General features: G+C 52.4%; 21 protein-coding genes. 8 read left to right on the top strand and 13 right to left on the bottom strand.

Annotated features, from left to right (window positions below; genetic code table 11):
• Nucleotides 1-10: 10 nt before the first annotated feature.
• The 3 genes from LKE13_RS07735 to clpA all read left to right on the top strand — a co-directional run bounded on the left by LKE13_RS07735 (nt 11) and on the right by clpA (nt 3,503).
• Entirely contained in the window at nt 11-571 is a 561-nt protein-coding gene (locus LKE13_RS07735; protein ID WP_227949891.1) for a phasin family protein, read from the top strand.
• 236 nt (nt 572-807) lie between these two features.
• Nucleotides 808-1,140 carry an ATP-dependent Clp protease adapter ClpS gene (gene clpS / locus LKE13_RS07740; protein ID WP_265334816.1) on the top strand — a complete coding sequence of 111 codons (333 nt, stop codon included), beginning with the start codon at nt 808-810 and terminating at the stop codon, nt 1,138-1,140.
• Complete coding sequence (gene clpA, locus LKE13_RS07745; RefSeq protein WP_227949893.1) at nt 1,140-3,503, top strand: ATP-dependent Clp protease ATP-binding subunit ClpA; 2,364 nt, start codon at nt 1,140-1,142, stop codon at nt 3,501-3,503. The genes clpS and clpA overlap by 1 nt, the downstream gene beginning before the upstream one ends.
• Before the next feature lie 63 nt (nt 3,504-3,566).
• On the opposite strand, the gene LKE13_RS07750 is transcribed toward clpA, so the two are convergent.
• Together LKE13_RS07750 and LKE13_RS07755 are read right to left on the bottom strand one after the other, a co-directional pair.
• Nucleotides 3,567-4,670, bottom strand: coding sequence for a ferritin-like domain-containing protein (locus tag LKE13_RS07750; RefSeq protein WP_227949895.1), 1,104 nt, complete (start codon nt 4,668-4,670; stop codon nt 3,567-3,569).
• A gap of 141 nt (nt 4,671-4,811) precedes the next feature.
• Nucleotides 4,812-5,966, bottom strand: coding sequence for a GNAT family N-acetyltransferase (locus LKE13_RS07755; RefSeq protein ID WP_227949897.1), 1,155 nt, complete (start codon nt 5,964-5,966; stop codon nt 4,812-4,814).
• Nucleotides 5,967-6,161: 195 nt separating this feature from the next.
• Between LKE13_RS07755 and LKE13_RS07760 the strand changes: the two genes are divergently transcribed.
• Nucleotides 6,162-6,362: a hypothetical protein gene (locus tag LKE13_RS07760; protein ID WP_227949899.1), complete on the top strand. Its 201-nt coding sequence runs from the start codon at nt 6,162-6,164 to the stop codon at nt 6,360-6,362.
• 203 nt (nt 6,363-6,565) lie between these two features.
• Here the strand turns inward: LKE13_RS07760 and LKE13_RS07765 are convergent, their stop codons facing one another.
• Entirely contained in the window at nt 6,566-7,033 is a 468-nt protein-coding gene (locus LKE13_RS07765; RefSeq protein WP_227949901.1) for a RidA family protein, read from the bottom strand.
• Nucleotides 7,034-7,065: 32 nt separating this feature from the next.
• A complete protein-coding gene (locus LKE13_RS07770) occupies nt 7,066-8,538 on the bottom strand; it encodes an aldehyde dehydrogenase family protein (RefSeq protein ID WP_227949903.1) in 1,473 nt (490 codons plus the stop codon).
• Between the two features lie 159 nt (nt 8,539-8,697).
• Between LKE13_RS07770 and LKE13_RS07775 the strand changes: the two genes are divergently transcribed.
• Entirely contained in the window at nt 8,698-9,960 is a 1,263-nt protein-coding gene (locus tag LKE13_RS07775) for an adenylate/guanylate cyclase domain-containing protein (protein WP_227949905.1), read from the top strand.
• A 25-nt stretch (nt 9,961-9,985) separates the two neighbouring features.
• On the opposite strand, the gene LKE13_RS07780 is transcribed toward LKE13_RS07775, so the two are convergent.
• Complete coding sequence (locus LKE13_RS07780) at nt 9,986-10,702, bottom strand: GGDEF domain-containing protein (RefSeq protein ID WP_227949907.1); 717 nt, start codon at nt 10,700-10,702, stop codon at nt 9,986-9,988.
• A 352-nt stretch (nt 10,703-11,054) separates the two neighbouring features.
• Here LKE13_RS07780 and LKE13_RS07785 point away from each other — a divergent pair, with 352 nt between their 5' ends.
• Nucleotides 11,055-11,861 (top strand): EipB family protein, encoded by an 807-nt coding sequence (locus LKE13_RS07785; RefSeq protein ID WP_227949909.1) that lies wholly within the window; start codon nt 11,055-11,057, stop codon nt 11,859-11,861.
• 11 nt (nt 11,862-11,872) lie between these two features.
• On the opposite strand, the gene LKE13_RS07790 is transcribed toward LKE13_RS07785, so the two are convergent.
• Genes LKE13_RS07790 through LKE13_RS07800 form a run of 3 tightly spaced genes read right to left on the bottom strand, consistent with a single transcriptional unit; the run spans nt 11,873 to nt 14,110 of the window.
• Nucleotides 11,873-13,150 carry a DNA polymerase IV gene (locus LKE13_RS07790; protein WP_227949911.1) on the bottom strand — a complete coding sequence of 426 codons (1,278 nt, stop codon included), beginning with the start codon at nt 13,148-13,150 and terminating at the stop codon, nt 11,873-11,875.
• A 10-nt stretch (nt 13,151-13,160) separates the two neighbouring features.
• Nucleotides 13,161-13,832 (bottom strand): hypothetical protein, encoded by a 672-nt coding sequence (locus LKE13_RS07795; protein ID WP_227949913.1) that lies wholly within the window; start codon nt 13,830-13,832, stop codon nt 13,161-13,163.
• Nucleotides 13,833-13,834: 2 nt separating this feature from the next.
• Complete coding sequence (locus LKE13_RS07800) at nt 13,835-14,110, bottom strand: DUF3572 domain-containing protein (RefSeq protein WP_227949915.1); 276 nt, start codon at nt 14,108-14,110, stop codon at nt 13,835-13,837.
• A gap of 165 nt (nt 14,111-14,275) precedes the next feature.
• On the opposite strand from LKE13_RS07800, the gene LKE13_RS07805 reads away from it, so the two are divergent.
• Complete coding sequence (locus LKE13_RS07805) at nt 14,276-14,638, top strand: response regulator (RefSeq protein ID WP_227949917.1); 363 nt, start codon at nt 14,276-14,278, stop codon at nt 14,636-14,638.
• A 3-nt stretch (nt 14,639-14,641) separates the two neighbouring features.
• Complete coding sequence (locus LKE13_RS07810) at nt 14,642-16,051, top strand: PleD family two-component system response regulator (RefSeq protein WP_227949919.1); 1,410 nt, start codon at nt 14,642-14,644, stop codon at nt 16,049-16,051.
• 69 nt (nt 16,052-16,120) lie between these two features.
• On the opposite strand, the gene rpmG is transcribed toward LKE13_RS07810, so the two are convergent.
• The 5 genes from rpmG to LKE13_RS07835 form a co-directional block, all read right to left on the bottom strand.
• Nucleotides 16,121-16,288: a 50S ribosomal protein L33 gene (gene rpmG / locus LKE13_RS07815; RefSeq protein ID WP_161315630.1), complete on the bottom strand. Its 168-nt coding sequence runs from the start codon at nt 16,286-16,288 to the stop codon at nt 16,121-16,123.
• A 112-nt stretch (nt 16,289-16,400) separates the two neighbouring features.
• Nucleotides 16,401-17,558 carry an MFS transporter gene (locus LKE13_RS07820; RefSeq protein WP_227949921.1) on the bottom strand — a complete coding sequence of 386 codons (1,158 nt, stop codon included), beginning with the start codon at nt 17,556-17,558 and terminating at the stop codon, nt 16,401-16,403.
• Nucleotides 17,551-18,207: an NUDIX hydrolase gene (locus tag LKE13_RS07825; RefSeq protein ID WP_227949924.1), complete on the bottom strand. Its 657-nt coding sequence runs from the start codon at nt 18,205-18,207 to the stop codon at nt 17,551-17,553. The genes LKE13_RS07820 and LKE13_RS07825 overlap by 8 nt, the downstream gene beginning before the upstream one ends.
• A complete protein-coding gene (locus LKE13_RS07830) occupies nt 18,204-18,923 on the bottom strand; it encodes an NUDIX hydrolase (protein WP_227949926.1) in 720 nt (239 codons plus the stop codon). The genes LKE13_RS07825 and LKE13_RS07830 overlap by 4 nt, the downstream gene beginning before the upstream one ends.
• 62 nt (nt 18,924-18,985) lie before the next feature.
• Entirely contained in the window at nt 18,986-19,360 is a 375-nt protein-coding gene (locus tag LKE13_RS07835) for a DUF983 domain-containing protein (protein ID WP_227949928.1), read from the bottom strand.
• Between the last annotated feature and the right edge of the window lie 33 nt (nt 19,361-19,393).

Genomic DNA, 19,393 nt, shown 5'->3' on the forward strand with positions numbered 1-19,393 from the left:
GGTTAAGTCAATGACAAAGAAAGCCACTACAAACGCAACCGTTGACCCGGCTGTCGTTACTAAGGAAATTGAAGAAATGGTCGCAACCGGCCGCAAGTCGCTTCAGGAAGCCTTTATTAATGGAACTGAAGCTGCTGAAAAAGCATTCAAGTCCAACACCGAAACATTCAAGACCAATTACGAAAAGGCAATTGCCGAAGGTAAGACCGGTTTTGAAAAAGCTATCAAGTCTCTTGAAGGTTCGCAGTTCTATGACAAGAACAGCTCAGAGGCTTTCGTAAAGGCAAGCAACGCAGCCGTCGAGAAAAGCGAAAAAATCGGCGCGGAAATGATCGACTTCGGTACAGGTCAGCTGCAGGAAGTTTTCAACGTCACGAAAACAATTGCTGAAACAGAAGATGTTGCCAAGGCTGTCGAAATTCAGACTGAATTCGCTCGCACATCCATGCAGAGCTACATGTCTGAAGTAGGCAAGCTGAACTCTCTCATTGCGGAAGCTGCGAAATCAGTTGTTGAGCCATTTGGCGCACAGTATGCAGCCAGCCTTGATATGTTTTCGAAGCCGGCTTAACGCCAGCTGACATTTCAAGCGTCTTGAAAAGGCCCGGATTCTTCCGGGCCTTTTTTCGTGCCCAAACGAAAGTTGGTCACTTTTTTATAAAATTTTGCCTTCGGTAATAATATTTTTTGAATTTCCTGATAAGATATATACTTAAATAAGTGGGCGTAGGGTTATAGTTAAAGCCAGACTGGCGTAGCAAGATGGAGCGAAAGAATATTATCATATCTGGTTGGATAAAAATGAAGATGAGCGGCAACGATAAAAAAGACGAAGACGACCGGGGTACGGGAACAGGCCTAGTCACCAAGACAAAGCCTAAAACCAAAAAACCGTCTCTTTGGCGTGTGTTGTTGTTGAATGATGATTACACCCCGATGGAGTTCGTTGTCTTTGTGCTCCAGAAGTTCTTCAATATGGATGAGCAAACCGCTGTTCAGGTGATGCTACATGTTCATCAGAAGGGCGTCGGTAATTGCGGGGTGTTCCCGTATGAAATTGCCGAGACCAAGGTTGCCCAGGTCATTGATTATGCACGCGAAAATCAACACCCCTTACAATGTACGATGGAGAAAGAATAGTGCCCGGATTTTCCAACTCACTTGAAGAAACTCTACATCGTGCAATGGCATTGGCGACATCTCGCCGACATGAATTCGCGATGCTGGAGCATTTACTTTTTTCCCTGACCGAGGACCAGGACGCCGCCGCCGTGATGCGTGCGTGCAATGTGGATGTTGATCTGCTGCGTCGGGACCTTGAGACATTTATCACCGACGAACTGGATGATTTGGTCATGGACGGCTTTGTCGAGGCGCGCCCAACGCTGAGTTTCCAGCGGGTGGTTCAGCGCGCGTTGATCAATGTGGAAAGCTCTGGCCGGGAAGAGGTGACAGGCGCCAACGTTCTGGTCGCGATCTTCTCTGAACGGGAGAGTCATGCGGCCTACTTCCTGCAGAAGCAGGAGATGACCCGCCTCGACGCGATCAGCTACATTAGCCATGGCGTTGCCAAGGCACCAGGCAAGGAATCGGCCCGTGCTATTCGAGGAGTAGAGGGAGATTATAAGGCCGAAAAGGAAGAAACTCCACCGCAAGAGGAAAAAGCTGAAAACCTCGAAGCGCTGGACGCTTACTGCGTTAATCTGAATGAGAAGGCGGCTGCGGGCAAGATTGACCCGCTGATTGGTCGCGCCGATGAGGTGGAGCGGACGATCCAGGTTCTCTGCCGCCGGTCCAAGAACAACCCGCTTTATGTGGGTGATCCCGGTGTTGGCAAGACGGCCATTGCCGAAGGCCTTGCTCGTCGGATTGTTCATGGGGATGTGCCAAGCGTACTGTTGCCTGCCGTCATCTATTCCCTCGATATGGGATCGCTGCTGGCGGGTACCCGTTATCGCGGTGATTTTGAGGAACGGCTGAAGGCAGTCATCTCTGAGCTTCAGGGGCTGGACGATGCCATCCTCTTTATCGATGAAATCCACACTATTGTTGGCGCAGGTGCGACAAGTGGTGGGGCGATGGATGCCTCCAACCTTCTCAAGCCGGCACTCGCCAGCGGGGAAATCCGCTGCATCGGGTCGACGACTTATAAGGAATTCCGCAGTCATTTCGAAAAAGACCGGGCACTGTTGCGGCGGTTCCAGAAGATTGATGTTCGCGAACCGACGGTCGAGGATAGCATCAAGATCCTGAAGGGACTGAAACCCTATTTCGAGGAGTATCACAAGATCCGCTACACGGCGGAGGCCATTCGCACGGCCGTGGAACTCTCCGCGCGCTATATCAATGACCGCAAGTTACCGGACAAGGCGATCGATGTGATCGACGAGGTGGGTGCGGCGCAGATGTTGAAAGCAGAAAGCAAGCGCAAGAAAACCATCGGTGTGAAAGATGTCGAGGCTGTGGTCGCCAAAATCGCACGGATACCGCCGAAATCGGTCTCCAAGGAAGACACAGTCAACCTGCGCAAGCTCGATGTTGACTTACAACGCGTTGTCTTCGGTCAGGATGCAGCGATTGATGCGCTGGCAAGTTCCATCAAACTGGCGCGCGCGGGTTTGCGCGAACCTGAAAAGCCTATCGGTTCTTATCTCTTCTCCGGTCCGACCGGTGTTGGTAAGACTGAAGTTGCACGGCAGCTAGCCTCTATCATGGGACTCAACCTGATCCGCTTCGATATGTCTGAGTATATGGAGCGGCATACGGTCAGCCGCCTGATTGGCGCACCCCCGGGCTATGTCGGGTTTGATCAGGGTGGTCTCTTGACCGACGCCATTGATCAGCAACCGCATTCGGTCCTTCTGTTGGATGAGATCGAGAAGGCGCATCCGGATCTATTTAATATTCTTCTGCAGGTCATGGATCATGGCAAGCTGACGGATAACAACGGCAAACAGGTGGATTTCCGAAATGTGGTTCTGATCATGACGACCAATGCGGGCGCTCATGAAATGACCAAGCAGGCCATTGGTTTTGGCAATGATGTGCGCGAGGGCGAGGATGAGGAAGCGATTAAACGTCTCTTCACCCCGGAATTCCGCAACCGTCTCGATGCGACCATTCCTTTTGCACCGCTGCCGCCGGAAGTTGTCTCCCGTGTTGTCGAAAAGTTCGTTCTGCAGCTTGAAACACAGTTACAGGATCGGAATGTCACGATTTCGCTGTCTGACACCGCCGCGACATGGCTCGCCAAGAAGGGTTATGACGTCAATTATGGCGCCCGGCCACTTGCCCGGGTTATTCAGGAGAGTATCAAGAAGCCGCTGTCCGAAGAACTGCTCTTTGGCAAGCTGGCGAAAGGTGGACATGTCTCTGTTGGTGTGAAGGCAGGGGAGCTTACTTTTAGGGTCGAAAGCGCCGCCGAGTTGAGCCGCAAGGAGGAAGCGGACAAGAAGGTGGCGAAGAAGGGACCCAAAAAAGATAAGGAACTGGCTGAAAAGTAATCTGCCGTTCCAGAACGCAATAAAGGCGGGAAAATTTCCCGCCTTTATTAATGCAGTCTTTGGTTATTTCTGGCCGATGACCCTACGGCCCTGATTGAGGCCCTTGAGAAGTTCAATCCCTTCATCGGCGATAGCATAGCCAACCATATCCTCGTTCTCGCCGGCCATTTCCTCCATATCCACCCAATGGGAGTAGATCGGACGGGTCCGCTCAGTGATGATCCCTGATTTCAGCAGGGTCTTGACCAGAACGCGGAAGATGTTTGTGGATTCTTTTAGCGTGTCACGGCGATCTTCATCCGTGAATACTTCGCGGCAGGCGTCGCGCACCCATTCCCAGTCCAGCCCAAATTGATCATAAATGACCCGTTTTTGGCGGATATTGATCAGATTGAAGAGAACGGTCTCGAAACATTGGGCAGCCCAATCTTCAACCCGGTCTTGCTCTTCTTTTGACAATTTTGGGATGGTTCTATCGGCCCAGATCTTGCCGAATTTATGGTGGAAGGCCTCGTCGGTCATCACCAGCTGGGTCAGCCGTTTCAGAAGTGGGTCGTTCGTCTTCGCATGGATATTCGCAAACGCGCCCATGGCCAAGCCTTCGACCAGCATTTGCATGCCGACCAGCTTTTTGTAAACTTCTTCGGCGCCGACAAGTTCATTCAGAAGGACGCCGAAAGCTTCGCCGATCTGATAGGGGCGACCCCAGCGGGTGCTGATATAGCGGCTGAACGCAGTGACGTGGCGGGCCTCTTCACGGGTCTGGTTAGAGGCATATTCCTGTGCCCCCGGATCGACCATGATATGGCAAAGGCTGGCGCTTAAGGAAAGCGCACCCTGTTCACCATGCAGGATAGTAGAGAGGCTCCAACGGGTACTTTCATTGGCGAGCTTGATTTTTTGACCTTCATCCAGCTTATCGGCCACGGCGCTTTGCAGTTCCGGGATAGTTTCGGGCGGCATGATATATTCGGCGTTGATGTCAAAGGGGCTCGAAAAATCGAGATAGGTGGAATCCATGGGATCCCAGAAATGATCATGGGTTGCTGAAATAATGCCATCGAAAGCATCTGTACGCGTCCCATAACGGTCCACTTCCAGCATTGCCGGAAAGTCGTCGCGGTTCACGGTATCGTAAATCGGATCGTGCGTAATATGGTCGGTCATGTTGGCTCCCTTGCACCTGTTTTCGCCGGCAGCGTCTTTCGCGGCTGCTCTTTACGTTTACGTAAACGTCAATATGACATACATCAAATTTAGGGATTTTTCAACAACAGATTTCGGACGATAGTGGCTTCGTCAAAAAATCTAGCGGGAATTTTCGCTACGAAAGGGGGAATGCTCGGCAAGATAATTGATCTCTGCCTCAACCTGTTTTGTCTCCGCCTTCAGGTAATCGGAGACTGCATCATGAAAGCCCGGATCGCGCATCCAATGGGCGGAGTAGGTCTCCGTTGGTAAATAGCCGCGGGCGAGCTTGTGCGGCCCTTGCGCCCCGGCCTCCACCCGTCTGATGCCATGTTTAATCGCATAATCTATGGCGCGGTAATAACAGGTTTCGAAATGCAGGAATCGGTGATCCTCTGTGCAGCCCCAATAGCGGCCATAGAGGCAATCACTGCTTTTCAGGTTTAGCGCGCCGGCAATGTAGCGTCCGTCTCGGCTGACCATAAAGAGCACAACCGCTTCGCCAAGGCGCTCCCCCAGCAGGCTAAAAAATTCGCGGTTTAGATAGGGCGTCCCCCATTTGCGATTTCCTGTGTCGATATAGAAATGATAAAAGGCGTCCCAATGCGCCTCACCAATGTCATTCCCCGTAAGAATTTCGAATTCCAGATCATTTTCCGTTGCCCCCTTGCGTTCTTTCCGGATGGCCTTTCGCTTGCGGGAGGACAGCTGCGCAAGGAAATCGTCAAACGTCTCGTAATTTTCATTCACCCAATGGAACTGCTCGCCCGTGCGGATGAGAAAGCCTTCCTGCTCCATCAACTCGCGTTCCTCAGGTTCCAGAAAGGTCGCATGAACTGAGGAGAGGTTGAGTTTGTCCGCCACCTGTTTTGTCCCTTGCAGGAGGAGACGTTGATGTACCAACCGTTCCGGCCCCTCCGGCACGAGAAGACGAGGGCCCGTCACAGGGGAGAAGGGCACCGAAAGCTGCAGTTTCGGGTAATAGCGTCCGCCTGCGCGCTCGTAGGCATGGGCCCAGCTATGATCGAAGACATATTCCCCCTGGCTGTGTCCCTTCACATACATTGGGGCGATCCCGGCAATCGTGCCATTCAGTTCCAATGCGAGGTGATAAGGCATCCAGCCACTATCAGCGGAGACGGAGCCGCTATCCTCCAGTGCTTTCAGGAACTGGTGGGTGACGAAGGGATGATCCGTTGTCAGGCAGGCATTCCAATCGGCCTCCCGTATCTCGGCAATGGATTGAAGGGTTTTAATCAAAGGAGTGTCAGACATACGGCCCGGAAAACTGAAATAGGAGCGCCCTTTGCTACTGTAACAGATATCTTTTTTCGCTGCGGGAAGAATTCAAGAAAATTTCCCAGAAAATACTTTTGGTTTAATGACTTGAAAAAAATACAACTTATATATGTATAAGAGAGGAGATTATTTACTCGGAGATTGCTCCGGCAGACGTAATTGGAGATGAACATGGATTGGATAAAAGTCGGTATTAGCGCACTACTCGGCGGTGCGGTTGCCGCCGCTATCACGGCGTTTCTTGTTATATATTTCGATAAACCCGCCGCGAATCCTAAAGGCGGGAACTTGATGGAACAGCTAACCGGAAGTAGCAAGATGGATAATCGTCAGCAGGGCGAACAATTCCCTATGCAAAAGCACGGACGGTAAAACACTCGTGGCATGTTAGGTGAGCCAAACACTTGTCAAATGAAGATCACTCTAAGGGCTCAAAATTTTGGCACGTTTAGGAATAAATCAAGCAACAAAGTTATTGCTCCGATGGCACTCATACATCAAATGTGTTTTTGAGCTGTGCTCATGCGTTAATGGCTGATTTAAGGGGGGAGCGTTTATCGCGCTCCCCTTTTCCCTTAGCTGATCTCGAAAACCGCGTCGATTTCGACCGCGACATTCATCGGCAGGGCATTGGTGCCGACGGCGAAGCGGGCGTGGCGACCCTTATCGCCGAAAACCTCAACCATCAGGTCAGAGGCCCCATTTACAACCTTCGGCTGTTCGCCAAAGCCGTCGATGCAATTGACGAAGCCGCTCAGCTTCACGCAGCGTACCACCTTGTCGAGATTGCCGCCGCAGGCTTCTTTCACCTGAGAGAGGATATTGAGGCCGCACACCCGGGCGCAGGCCATACCTTCTTCTGTTGTGAAGTCCTTGCCGACCTTGCCCTGATAGGCGATCTTGCCGTCAACGAAAGGCACCTGTCCGGAAACGAAAACCAGATTTCCTGTCTTCACAAACGGGACGTAATTTGCCGCTGGGGCTGTTGCGCCCGGAATTTCGATACCGAGCTCCGCCAAATGGGCGTCAATCTTGCCAGTCATTCTATACCTCTTGTTTTGAATTATGCGTTAAATCAACCCCCCGGACGGCCACCGCCGCCCGCGGTGATCCGGATGCCGACATTCTTCGTTTGAACATAGTTGAGCAGCGCTTCCTGCCCTTTTTCCCGGCCGTAGCCGGACCGCTTCATGCCGCCGAAAGGTGTTTCAATCCCGCCGGCGAACCATTCATTAACAAAGACCTGGCCGGCGACCAGTTGGTCTGCCGCCCAATGCGCCGTTGCGAGGTCCTTGGTGTATACGCCTGCGCAAAGGCCATAGTCAGTCCCATTTGCGAGTGCGAGGGCCTCTTCCGGGTCATCATAGGTGAGGATGGAAAGCACAGGGCCGAAAACCTCTTCCCGCGCGATGGTCATGTTCGGCGCAACATTAGCAAAGACCGTAGGTTCGATAAAATGCCCGGGAAGTTCGTTATGTTTCCGTCCGCCGGAAACAGCCTCTGCACCAGCCTGAGAAGCGGCGAGGCACATACCCTCTATCTTGTCAGCCTGCGCGGCTGAAATCACTGGTGTGAGATCATGGCCATCGATGCCGGGACCAATAGAGAGAGATTTCGCCTTTGCGGCCATTTTCTCAACGACTTCAGCCTGAAGGGACTTTGGCACGATCAGGCGCGATTGCGCGGAGCAAACCTGTCCAGCATGGCTGAAAATTCCGCTAGCGGTGGAGTTGATGGCCTGATCAACGTCAGCATCCTTGAACAGGACACCCGCGGATTTACCGCCGAGTTCCATGACGCAGGGGATGACACGCTCCGCCGCCGCACGCAGGATCGACTGGCCCGTCGCGACTGAACCGGTAAAGACAATATGATCGATATCGGGATGTGAGACGAGCGCCGCGCCACACTCATGGCCATAGCCACAGAGGATATTCACTGCGCCTTTTGGCACCCCGGCGCGATGACATGCCTCGGCAATAAAATAGGTGGAAACGGGGGAGAGTTCCGGTGACTTCAGAACGACAGTGTTTGCGGTTGCAAGGGCGCAGGCAACGGACCGCGCGGCAATCTGCAGCGGGAAGTTCCAAGGCACGATCTGTGCCGAGACGCCGAAGGGAGTGGGAATTGTGTAATCCACATAATCTGCGCCGAGCGGGATCATCCGTCCTTCCAGCTTATCGGCAAGGCCTCCGTAATAGGTGAAATAACGTGCCGCGGCCAATGCCTCATTCTTGCCACCTGCGAGGGTTTTTCCGTTATCGAGACATTCTGCAAGGGCAATCTCATCGGCCATTTCTGTCATATGCCGGGCAATCTCAAACATCAGCGCGCCGCGGTTTGTCGGGCGCATATTGTAAAGCTCCCGGGTCTCAAAACAGGCGCGGGCCGCGGAGACAGCCGTGTCTACATCGGATTGTCGCGCCTGCGCCACCTCAGCGATAATCTGGCCTGTTGCAGGGTTTTCAATCTCGATACGACCGCCATCTATGGCGTCTACCCATTCACCGTTTATGTAGTTCTGCCAGAATTTTTTTATCTCGCTCATGGCTTGCCTTCTTTGCTTTCTATTTTTGCGATTTCTATCACGGCGATAGGCCGAGAGCCAGCCCGGGCTGGCTCTGACGGTAAAAATTTCAATTTCGACTTTTATAAATGTAGAGTAAGCCTATATCAACGGGACCAATCAAAGCAGTCAGGTGCACTCATGGGTCTTATGAATAATGTGGATGGCGAGAATCGGTGTGGCCATTTTCAGGCCGATGACGAGAATGGGGAACTGTTCGCTTGGCTCATCCAAGCCGGTTTGACGGGGACACGTGTCCGGGATGTCTTTACAGAATTTTGTGAGCGGTTGAATACGCGGGGGGTTCAGCTCAAGCGCGGGAATATCGCGCTGAGTGCGATCCATCCGCAGGTCAGTGCGTTCATGTATACCTGGCGGCGTGGCGATGGGCTTGTAACAAACACAAACTTCCTGCATTCGGACATTCCCGGGGAAGGTTGGTTCTCCAGCCCCTTTTTCTTTATGCTGGCGAACAATATTCCCTTTCTACACCGGCCGCTATCGAAGGACAATGAGCTCGATTTTCCGGTTCTTGTCGAGTTTCGGGACGAGGGGCTAACGGACTGGTTCTGCCAGATATTTGATTTCGGCTGGGGTTTTGAGAACCAGAATTTGGAAACGTCCGCTGGCCTGATTACAAGCTGGGCGAGCGATCGACCGGGCGGCTTTACTGAGGAGGAATTTGCCATTCTTAGTAAGGCGATCCCCTTATTCGGCCTTGCCATCAAGGGGATTGCATCGTTCCGAACAGCCAGATCGATGCTGGAAACCTATATCGGGCGGGACACAGCGGGGAAGGTTCTCTCTGGTCAGGTGCGGCGCGGCTCTGTCGACAGTATCAATGCTGTGCTTATTTATGCGGACCTGAAAGGCTTCACCAAACTTTCCGATACCATTGAAAAAGGCGATCTGGTGGAAATGCTGGATCACTATCTCGCCAAAATGGCCAGCCCGATTGAGGCGGCTGGCGGAGAGATCCTCAAATTCATGGGGGACGGTGTTCTTGCAAGCTTTGATCTGACCTCGGCGGATGATCAGGCGGTAATGGATATATGTAAGACAGCTCTCGACGTGACTGAGACAATGGCGGAAGGCGTTAAACTTCTCAATCGAAATAGGCGAGAGGCTGGCAAACCGACAATGGAACTCGATATCGCCTTACATGTTGGCGAGGTGATGTATGGCAATGTAGGTTCTGAAACGCGGCTCGATTTTACCGTCATAGGACCGGCGGTGAATGAAGTCAGCCGAATTGAGGCCCTCTGCGATAAACTTGGGACGAACCTGCTCGCGTCCGGCGATTTCATGCGGACCTGTAGTAACGTATCCTTACCACTCCGGTCCTGCGGATATCACGAATTGCGCGGCGTACGCGAACCGATAGAGCTTTTTTGCCGCGACTAATTCGATACGTCAGGTAACGCGACGATCAAGAGGCGCGCGTTACCTTCTTGTTCGCCTTCTTATTCTCATACATGGCGTGGTCCGCGGCTTTCATCAGGTCGCAATATGACTTGTCGCCAGTGTAGGGAATAACCCCCATACTGGCTTTCAGAAAGATTTTCCGTCCACGCGCCGGAATGGAGGTGGCGCTGATTTCACGCTGAATGGCCAGGGCGCGAGCTTTGCCGTTTTCGGTGTTTGTCCGGGTCAGGACAAAAACGAACTCATCTCCGCCGATGCGGGCGACAAAATCCGAACTGCGAAGGTTATGCTGTAGATTCGCGGCGAATTTCTGTAGTGCAATATCGCCTGTGTCGTGACCGAAGCGGTCATTGATTTCCTTGAAATCATTCAGATCTAGGAAGGCGACAACTCCTTCTTCACCGTGCCGTTGCGCAGAGGCAAGAGCCCGGGTCATGAATTCCTGCAAGCCCCGACGATTATGTAGACCGGTCAGTTCGTCCGTGGTGGAAAGGGCCTCCAACTCCCGGATCCGATGCTGCTGCTCTGTTATATGCTGTTCAGCACTTGCGGCATAGGCAATGACCCGATTAATCAGCTGCCAGTGTTTGGCCGGTGCCTGTCGTCTCAGGCTGGACTGGAGGGCCGTGGAAAGATCTTCCAGTTGCGAGCCAATTTCCGCCTCAAACCCCGGTGGGTGATCTGTTTGAACGGACGATATATGTGTCATGGACGATGACATAACTCTAGTCTCCTCACAAAAGCCGCTCTGGAAGCTACATTGGTTGTGCCTTTTTATAATCCAGGTCGGCGTAAACTACTGCCCCAATAAAAGCAACTACCATGCCAATATTTGAGCTTATAAAAATCGTTTAAAATCAATGCATTGAGCTAAAAAATAAAGATTTTCTTCATATTTTAGACAAAATTGTGGGGAATTTTATGCCTTTCAGATCGGAATAATTGACCTACATAGATAGAATACTCCCATCTTCCACGATAAGCCTTCACAGTCGCAAAATTGAGGTATATTACTGGCCTTTATGGATTTTAGGCGGCCTGCGCAGCTCAGTTAAAATGGATTAATAGTTGAAATGAAATGGTCTAAAGTTGTTTTCACGCTTGTTGGTATCGGCTTGACCGGTATTGCCGGATTTACTTCCGCGGCACCGCTGCAACTGGCGTCTCATCAGGCCGTATATGACCTCCACATGGAAGATATTGGTGAGAACAGTGGCCTTGAAGGCGTTCGCGGGCGCATTGTCATGAAGGTTGAGCAGCAATGTGATGGCCTGATTGTGAACCAGCGTATGCTGCTGGAAATGATCAATTTTGAAGGTAATGTCATTGTCTCTGATTACAGCCAGTCGACTTGGGAAGATAATGACGGCCGGATGATGCGCTTTGACATGTCGAATATGCTGAACGGACAACTGATTGAGAAATACAGCGGTATTGCCGAGCATCGCGAGAATGGCACGGTTGTCGAGTTCGGCGATCCTGATCAGCCCGATCTGGAACTACCCAGCGATGTCATTTTCCCAGGCGAGCATACGCGAATGGTTTTGAAAGCCGCCGCCGCCGGCAAGAACCTGATTTCCGCGAAAGTTTATGACGGCAATGGGGAAGATGGGCTTTCTGACACTCTTGCTGTGATCGGCAAGGGGCAGACGCTCCTGGAACCGTCTGAAGCGGAGGAGGAACTGAAGGGGCAGGTTTTCTGGCCACTACAGATATCTTTCTTTGATCTGAGGCAGCAACAAACCGAACCGGATTATAGAATTGCCATGAAAATCTTCGGCAACGGTGTCGCTACGGATTTGCATCTTGATTACAGCGATTTTTCGCTGCGCGGAGAGATTGCGGAATTAACTTTCCTGACGTCGGAGAAATGTTCCTGATCCAGGGGCGGTCAATTTTTGCCGGTCAGGCCACGTCCTTTGGTGATGACTGCATCTCCAAATTTATCTCGCAGCTTGTCAATTGCGGCCTCAACCTCTTTGTCGTGCCCGGAATTGCCGCTTAAGAGGTCGGGTCTATCGGCGTCATCAAGCTCGCCAAAACTACTGATACCCACCCCGATAAGCCGAAAGTTATGGCCCGGCACCGCCTTCTGGAGGAGCGGGCGCACTTCCCGGTAGAGTGTTTCCGCGAGTTGCGTAGGTTGGGTGAGGGTATGGCTGCGGGTCAGGGTCTTGAAATTGCCGGTTTTGAGTTTCAGCGTGATCGTCTTACCTGCTTTATTAGATTTTTTAAGGCGCTTGGAGACTTTTTCGCAGAGTGGCCACAGTCGAGCTAGCAAAATATCGATATCCGAAATATCCGTGGCAAATGTGGTCTCTGCGGAGATGCTCTTGGCGCGGAGGTCAGCTTTCACGCGGCGTTCATCCTCTCCGCGCGAAAGGTGATAGAGGCGGCTTCCCATCACTCCATAACGCGCCACCAGTTCCGCTTTCTCGCGATGCTGCAATTGGCCGATGGTGCTGATGCCTTCTGCCGCAAGTTTACGATTAAGTGCTTTACCGACGCCCCAAATGTCGCTGACCGGTCGGGGATTTAGAAAATCTATCGCCTCCGCTCGGCCGATGACGGCAAATCCGTTTGGCTTATCAATGTCTGAGGCGAGCTTGGCGAGATATTTATTATAACTAAGCCCGACGGAGACGGTGATCCCGATTTTCTTCTCCACCTCTCGCGCGAGCCAAGCCATAGATTGCGCTGCGTTCCGATGGTGCAGCCGTTCGGTGCCAGATAGATTAAGAAACGCTTCATCAAGGGAGAGGGGCTCCACATCCGGTGTCAGCATATCAAACAGGGCGCGAATTTCTCTGCTGACGACGACGTATTTCGCCATATCCGGCGGGATAATGACCGCATCGGGACATAATTTTTTGGCCTTGAACAGCGGCATGGCCGACCGCACCCCTGACATCCGGGCGATATAGCAGCAGGTGGAGACAACGGCGCGTGGGCTGTCATGGCAGATGATGAGCGGCTTGGCGTTCAGCTCTGGGTTATCGCGTTTCTCCACAGATGCATAAAAGGCATCGCAATCGACATGGGCGATGGAAAGGTCGAACAATTCCGCATGGCGGAGGAGCTTCGGCGACCGGCAGGCAGGGCAGCGTTTGCCGTCGCGCGCAGAATTTTCTTCCAGGATTGTCAGGCAGTTGCGGCAAAGGCTGTCCATAGCGCCTCTGTCAGTACTCGCCTGTCTCGATATGGCGGATAATATGTGCGCTGATCTCTGGCCAGTTATAGAGGCGGCTGTGGCTATGTTCCGCGGGCCCCAGAAGATCGGATAGCCGTGGATCGGCTATATAATGCAGACGGTGGACATGCGCGGCATGCTCATTAACGGAGCTATGATTATGCGGAATATCATCAATAAAATAGGCTGGAGCGTTTAACCCCTCTGTCAGGAAACGGACAACCTGTCCCTTGCTGCCGACATTGGCGATCAGAGGGAAATCCATCCCTTTGTCCTTGAGGCCTAACAGTCGCTTGGCTGCATATTTGGGCGGGACGTTACTGAGGACGACAATCTGCGCATGATCTTGGAGGCTGGCAAGTCCCTCTGCCGCGCCATCGACGGCGGGAAGAACGGCGCAGCGTTGATCGAAAAAGTCGGACAGAAGGACACCGACCTCTGTTTGGTCAATCGGTTCTTTATCGGCAATACGACGGATATTGCCGGTGAGGGCAAAAGACGACCAGTCGAAATAAAGATCAAGCGATTTGAGGAAATCTTCAAGCCCGATCATGAAGTTAAACAGGACTTCATCCGCATCTGTGATGATAAGCGGACGGTCGCGGTCGATCGTTAGTTCCTCTAGCTGCGGGCGGACTTCATCGTGGATACCGGTAAACATATTTAATAATCCTCTACCGGCGCACCGGGTAAAAACTGACGCGCCCGAATGATGCCAGTAGGATCCAGCTTCTCGCTTGCGCAAAAATCGATTAAGATATCCTCATGCATCAGCAAAAAATCAAGTACACCGGCCAGAATCTCCGGATTTTCGGCTGAGCTGGCGAGAGTGCCAGTGTCAATACCGGTTTCCGCGAGCATCCAGCTCATGGTTTTTTCCTGTTCTGCAATAAAAGTGAGCGCCTGCAGCGCGATTATTTCGGATTTTTCGTGATTCATAAAATTTTCTGTGCTTGAAACCCTGTATGGTAAGGGAAAATTAAACATATTTCTGTTTATTGTGAATGAATGATAGCCCCATGTGCAGGAAATCGAAAGCTCTCTCTGGGTCTATGTAAACCGTCTCACTTTGGCGATTGTACTTGTGAATTGGACATACTGAAAATGAAGACAGTGTTGATTGTCGAAGATAACGACTTAAATATGAAGTTATTCCACGATCTGCTGGAAGCGCATGGTTACAACACCATCCAGACAAAAGATGGAATGGAAGCTTTGAGCCTCGCGCGGGAGCATATGCCGGATCTGATCCTGATGGATATTCAGTTGCCGGAAGTTTCCGGGCTGGAAGTGACGAAATGGATTAAAGAGGATGAGACGTTGAAGTCAATTCCTGTTATCGCCGTCACTGCTTTTGCAATGAAGGGGGACGAAGAAAAAATCCGCGAGGGGGGCTGTGAGGCCTATGTCGCGAAACCAATCTCCGTCGAGAATTTCCTGAATACAGTTAAAGAATTTTTGAGCTAGATTATGTCTGCACGCATCCTGGTCGTCGACGATGTTATCCCGAACGTTAAAATACTCGAGGCAAAACTGTCTGTCGAATATTATGACGTGGTAACGGCATACAACGGCCCTGATGCACTGGAGATCGCGCAGTCACAGCTGCCTGATCTTATCCTGCTCGATGTTATGATGCCGCAGATGGACGGCTTTGAAGTCTGTCGGTGTCTGAAGGCCGACCAACGCACGGCGCATATCCCGGTTGTGATGGTCACGGCGCTCAGCGAAGCTGCGGACCGTGTTCAAGGGCTGGAATCCGGTGCAGATGATTTCTTGACAAAACCGGTTGATGATCTCGCTCTGTTTGCGCGGGTAAAGTCTCTTTTGCGCCTTAAAATGATGATGGATGAATTCCGCCTGCGCGAAGAGACCAGTTCGGAATTGGGCGTGATCAGTATGTCCGACCGCAAGGAAGAAGCCATTCAGCGGGCCCGAATACTGGTTATCGACGACAACGAATATTCGGTCCGCATGATGAAGGATATTTACGCGGAAACCTACGATATTACGCTTGAACCGGATATGGAAGAGGCACTGGTGCTGCTCCGTGGTGGCGACTATGACCTTGCGGTTGTCAGCCTCGATTCTGCAAATTACGATCCGCTGCGGCTCTGCTCTAAAATCCGGAGTCTTGAGGAAACGCGGCAATTACCCATTCTGACGCTGGTAGATGATTCGGACCGGGACAAGCTTATCAAAGGCATGGAAATCGGCGTTAATGACTATGTGATGCGCCCTATTGATGCGAATGAATTAATTGTCCGGACACGGACCCAAATCCTTCGCAAGCAGTATCAGGACCGGTTGCGACACAATTTCCATCGTAGCATGGAACTGGCGGTGACAGACAGCCTGACCGGTCTGTATAACCGTCGCTATATGTCAAATCATCTCGATGCATTGCTGCAGAGGGCGAAACTGGATTATAAACCTGTCTGCGTCATGATCATGGACATTGATTTCTTTAAACGGGTTAATGATACCCACGGCCATGATGTGGGCGATGAGGTGATCCGCGAATTCTCCGAGCGTATTGGCGCAAGTGTTCGCGGTATTGATCTTGCCTGCCGCTATGGCGGAGAAGAATTTGTCGTGGTTATGCCCGACACGGACCTTTCCGTTGCCTCGACTGTCTCCGAACGCCTGCGCAGGCAGATTTCTGAAAAGCCGTTCTCCGCGAGCAAAGGAGCTCTGGAGCTTGACCTGACCTGTTCAATTGGTGTTACCGTCTCGAAAGAGGAGGAAAACTCCGACCGTCTACTTAAGCGGGCGGATGAAGCGCTCTACAAGGCGAAAGGGGATGGCCGCAATCGTGTGGTCGTTGCCCCGTCTAATGTCGAGACTTTTGATAGAGCGCCGGGTGTCGTCGCGCGCTGACAGGCGCGTTTTTTCCAACAAAAAAGGCCGCATCAATTTGCGGCCTGTTTTCATTCAGCGTGAGAAAGCCTATTTGATCTTGGCTTCCTTGAATTCCACATGCTTGCGGACAACGGGATCGTATTTGCGTACGACCATTTTTTCCGTCAAGGTGCGCGGGTTCTTCTTGGTCACATAAAAGAAACCAGTATCCGCTGTGCTTACCAGCCTTATTTTCAATGTTGTCGGCTTAGCCATGTCCGAAACTCCAGTCGTTCCCGCAGAAAGGCGGGCAAAAATAATAATCGAAGCCCGGAAAATACGGATTTAATTGGCGAAGTCAAGCGGATGCTTGGAAAATTCGCTTTTTTTAGGCCTTGCGTGACCGGCGCAGGTGATTGGCGGCAACAAGGACGAACAGCAGGCAGGCGGCGGCGAAAGTCAACGGCATGCCGTGCGGTTTGATTATCTCCATCGCCACACCTGCCAAAACGGGACCTAGCAGGCTGCCAAGGCCCCAGAGCATGCCGACTGCCGCCGTTGCGGTGACCAGATCACCGCCCTTGAATTGCTGGCCCATGATAACAAGGGCAATGGTGTAGGTGCCGACGACCCCGCCGCCCCAGACAATTAAGAGCGGCCAGAGCAGGTAGGGAGTTAAAATGACAAGGGGGAGGATCAGGGCGCCAAGGACCCCGACGATACCACAGATGAGAATCACCAGGGTTCGGTCAAACCGGTCCGCCAGCCAGCCGATGGGAACCTGCAGCAGGATATTGCCGGCGAGCAGGGCGCTCGTCATCAGCACGGCAATTCCCAGAACCTGTCCGTTCTTTACGCCATAGACGGGCAGCAAAGTCAGCACCGATCCGTCGAAGAAGGCAACGAGTATAGTTGCCGCGCTGATCATTGGCGCAATCTTTATAAAGGAGAAAATGGAATAGCTGCTTTTCTCCCCAAGGTCCGGGAACCGGTCGCCGACGATAAGAAACGCGAATCCGGCGCTGAGGACGATCAGGCTGGCGACGATGAAGGGCAGGCTCCCCTCCGCGCCAAGAAAATTGATCAGCACCGGGCCAAAGGCAAATCCGCAGGTCATGGAGGAGACATAAATCGCAATGGTCCGCCCGCGGGTTTTCTCCCGCGCGATTTTATTGAGCCATGTTTCACTGATCAGGAACAGAATGGCCATCGACAGACCGATCATCAGCCGCAGGAAAAACCAGAAATAGATGTTGTCCGACAGGGATAGCGCCCAGATGGAGACAGCGGAGATCAGCAGTGCCCCCCACAGCATCTTCCCTGACCCGACGACGCGTGTGCAGGCCGGGACCGCCGGGGACGCCAGCAGGAAGGAAAGGGCAGGCATGGCTCCCATCAGGCCAATGACATCGCTGCCATAGCCCCGCTTCTCCATGAGCAGGGAAACGAGGGGTATCGAAAGACTAAGGGAGACTGCCATCGCCGTTACAGCGGCAATCACGGCAATTAGGGCGCGCCGGTTATCCACCAGCGCGGCATCAGTCATTGTCGTGATTGCGGATAAAGGGTTTGCCCTTGTAATAAGTGAAGATTGGAACGTTGCCAGATTGACGGGGCAGCGGCGCTGCGGCCCGTTTTATTTTCCGGTCAATCTCGTCGAGGACGAATTCTGTTACGTCGATCAGCGGGACGCGATGGGTCTCGGATAGTGGAATCCAGTGCAAATCGACTAACTCGCCCGAGCCACCAAGGTCGCCACCGGTTATATGCTTGGCATCAACGGTGAGAAATCGCGTATTGAAACGAATGGGGCTTTTTGGTGGCGTGATGGCGCGGGCGATAAAATCTAGCTGTGACAGGTCCGGCACGAGTTGATCGCCCTGAAGATCACCAATGATCAGGCCGGTTTCCTCATGGGTTTCGCGTACGGCCGCCGCTGCGACCGCATGGGCCATGCCGGCGGGCTGTGAAAGCATCTTCTCGATATCCGGCGCAAGTGGGGCAAGTGGTGTCATGCTTGCGTCGGACTTGTCTACGCGGCCCCCCGGAAAAACATAAACATCCGGCAGGAACCTGTGGGCCTTTGATCGACGACCCATCAGAACATATAGATCATCGGCGCGCTGTTCATAGATGACAAGGCTGGCGGCATGCCGGGGCTTAACCGGCTGCAGTTGGCGGGTGAATTTTGTCATTCTTCACCATAGATTCGTTTGCCATGGCGCATCATGAACATAGGAACAGGCACTTTTGGATCCTGCGGGGGACGATCATTGAGGAATTTTTCGGCGTATCCTAGAATATTTTCGGTAATGAGTGGTATATCAAGATTTAATGCGTCCTTGATCGTTACCCAGCGAATATCGAGCAACTCACCTGATCCCTTTATATCGCCTTCCAATGTTTCTGCATCGGCCACGAAAAACCGTGTGTTAAAGCGCTTCTTGCGTGACGGCGGCGTCACTGCGCGGGCGATATAGTCGAGCTTTGATAAGTCGGGCCCGCAAGTGGTCGTGCCAAACTCGTTCCAAACCTGCACACGGGATTTTCTTGGGCGTGAATAATTTCCGGCAAGACGAAGGCCCGTTTCCTCAAATGTTTCACGAATGGCGGCAATGGCAAGTGCACGGGCGCGGGCCGGAGTGCATCCGCCGCGCAGCAGCCGTTCCATCACATCCTCGCGCAGGTCTTCGGCGGGGGGAATGCGGCTGTCACTGGCGTCCACGCGGCCACCGGGGAAAACGTAAGTGTTGGGCATGAAGCTATGTCGCCCGCTGCGCTCTCCCATCAGGATTTCAACATTTTTGCTGCTTTGCCGATACAGGATCAGGGTGGCGGCATCTTTGGGGCGAGGGGCTTTACTACCGTCGGTACGGCTTTCGGCGACGCTTCTTTTTTTCTCAGTACTCATAATCGTTGGACTTCCATTTTTCGTCCAACTATGCACCTGCCAGCCGGGCAAGTCCAGAAAGTTTAAGTGAAATCGCCGCCAAAACCATGCATCTGGCGGGCCCATTGAATACCGATCAGTGCGCCCTTGATCCTGGGCAGCAACCACAGCGCCGAGACTAGGGAAACAGGGAGCCAGATGGTAAGCTGTATCCATGTTGCCGGGCTGTAGACCTGTTCAACTGTCAGCATGCCAGAGAGGACAAAATGGAGCACGATGAGCATGGTGAAATAAGGCGGTGCATCGTCGGCGCGCTGGTGATGTAATTCCAGTCCGCAAGCGTCGCAGGTATGATTGACCTTGATATATTTTCCGAAAACATGACCTTTGCCGCAATCCGGGCAGCGTTGTCGTAGACCATTCATCATGGCCTGCCATACCGATCTTGAAGCTGACATTATTTCCATCTTTTCCCTACTTTTCTCACTCTA

Origin of the sequence: Sneathiella sp. HT1-7, from assembly GCF_020731145.1 — a bacterium.
Lineage (GTDB): Bacteria > Pseudomonadota > Alphaproteobacteria > Sneathiellales > Sneathiellaceae > Sneathiella.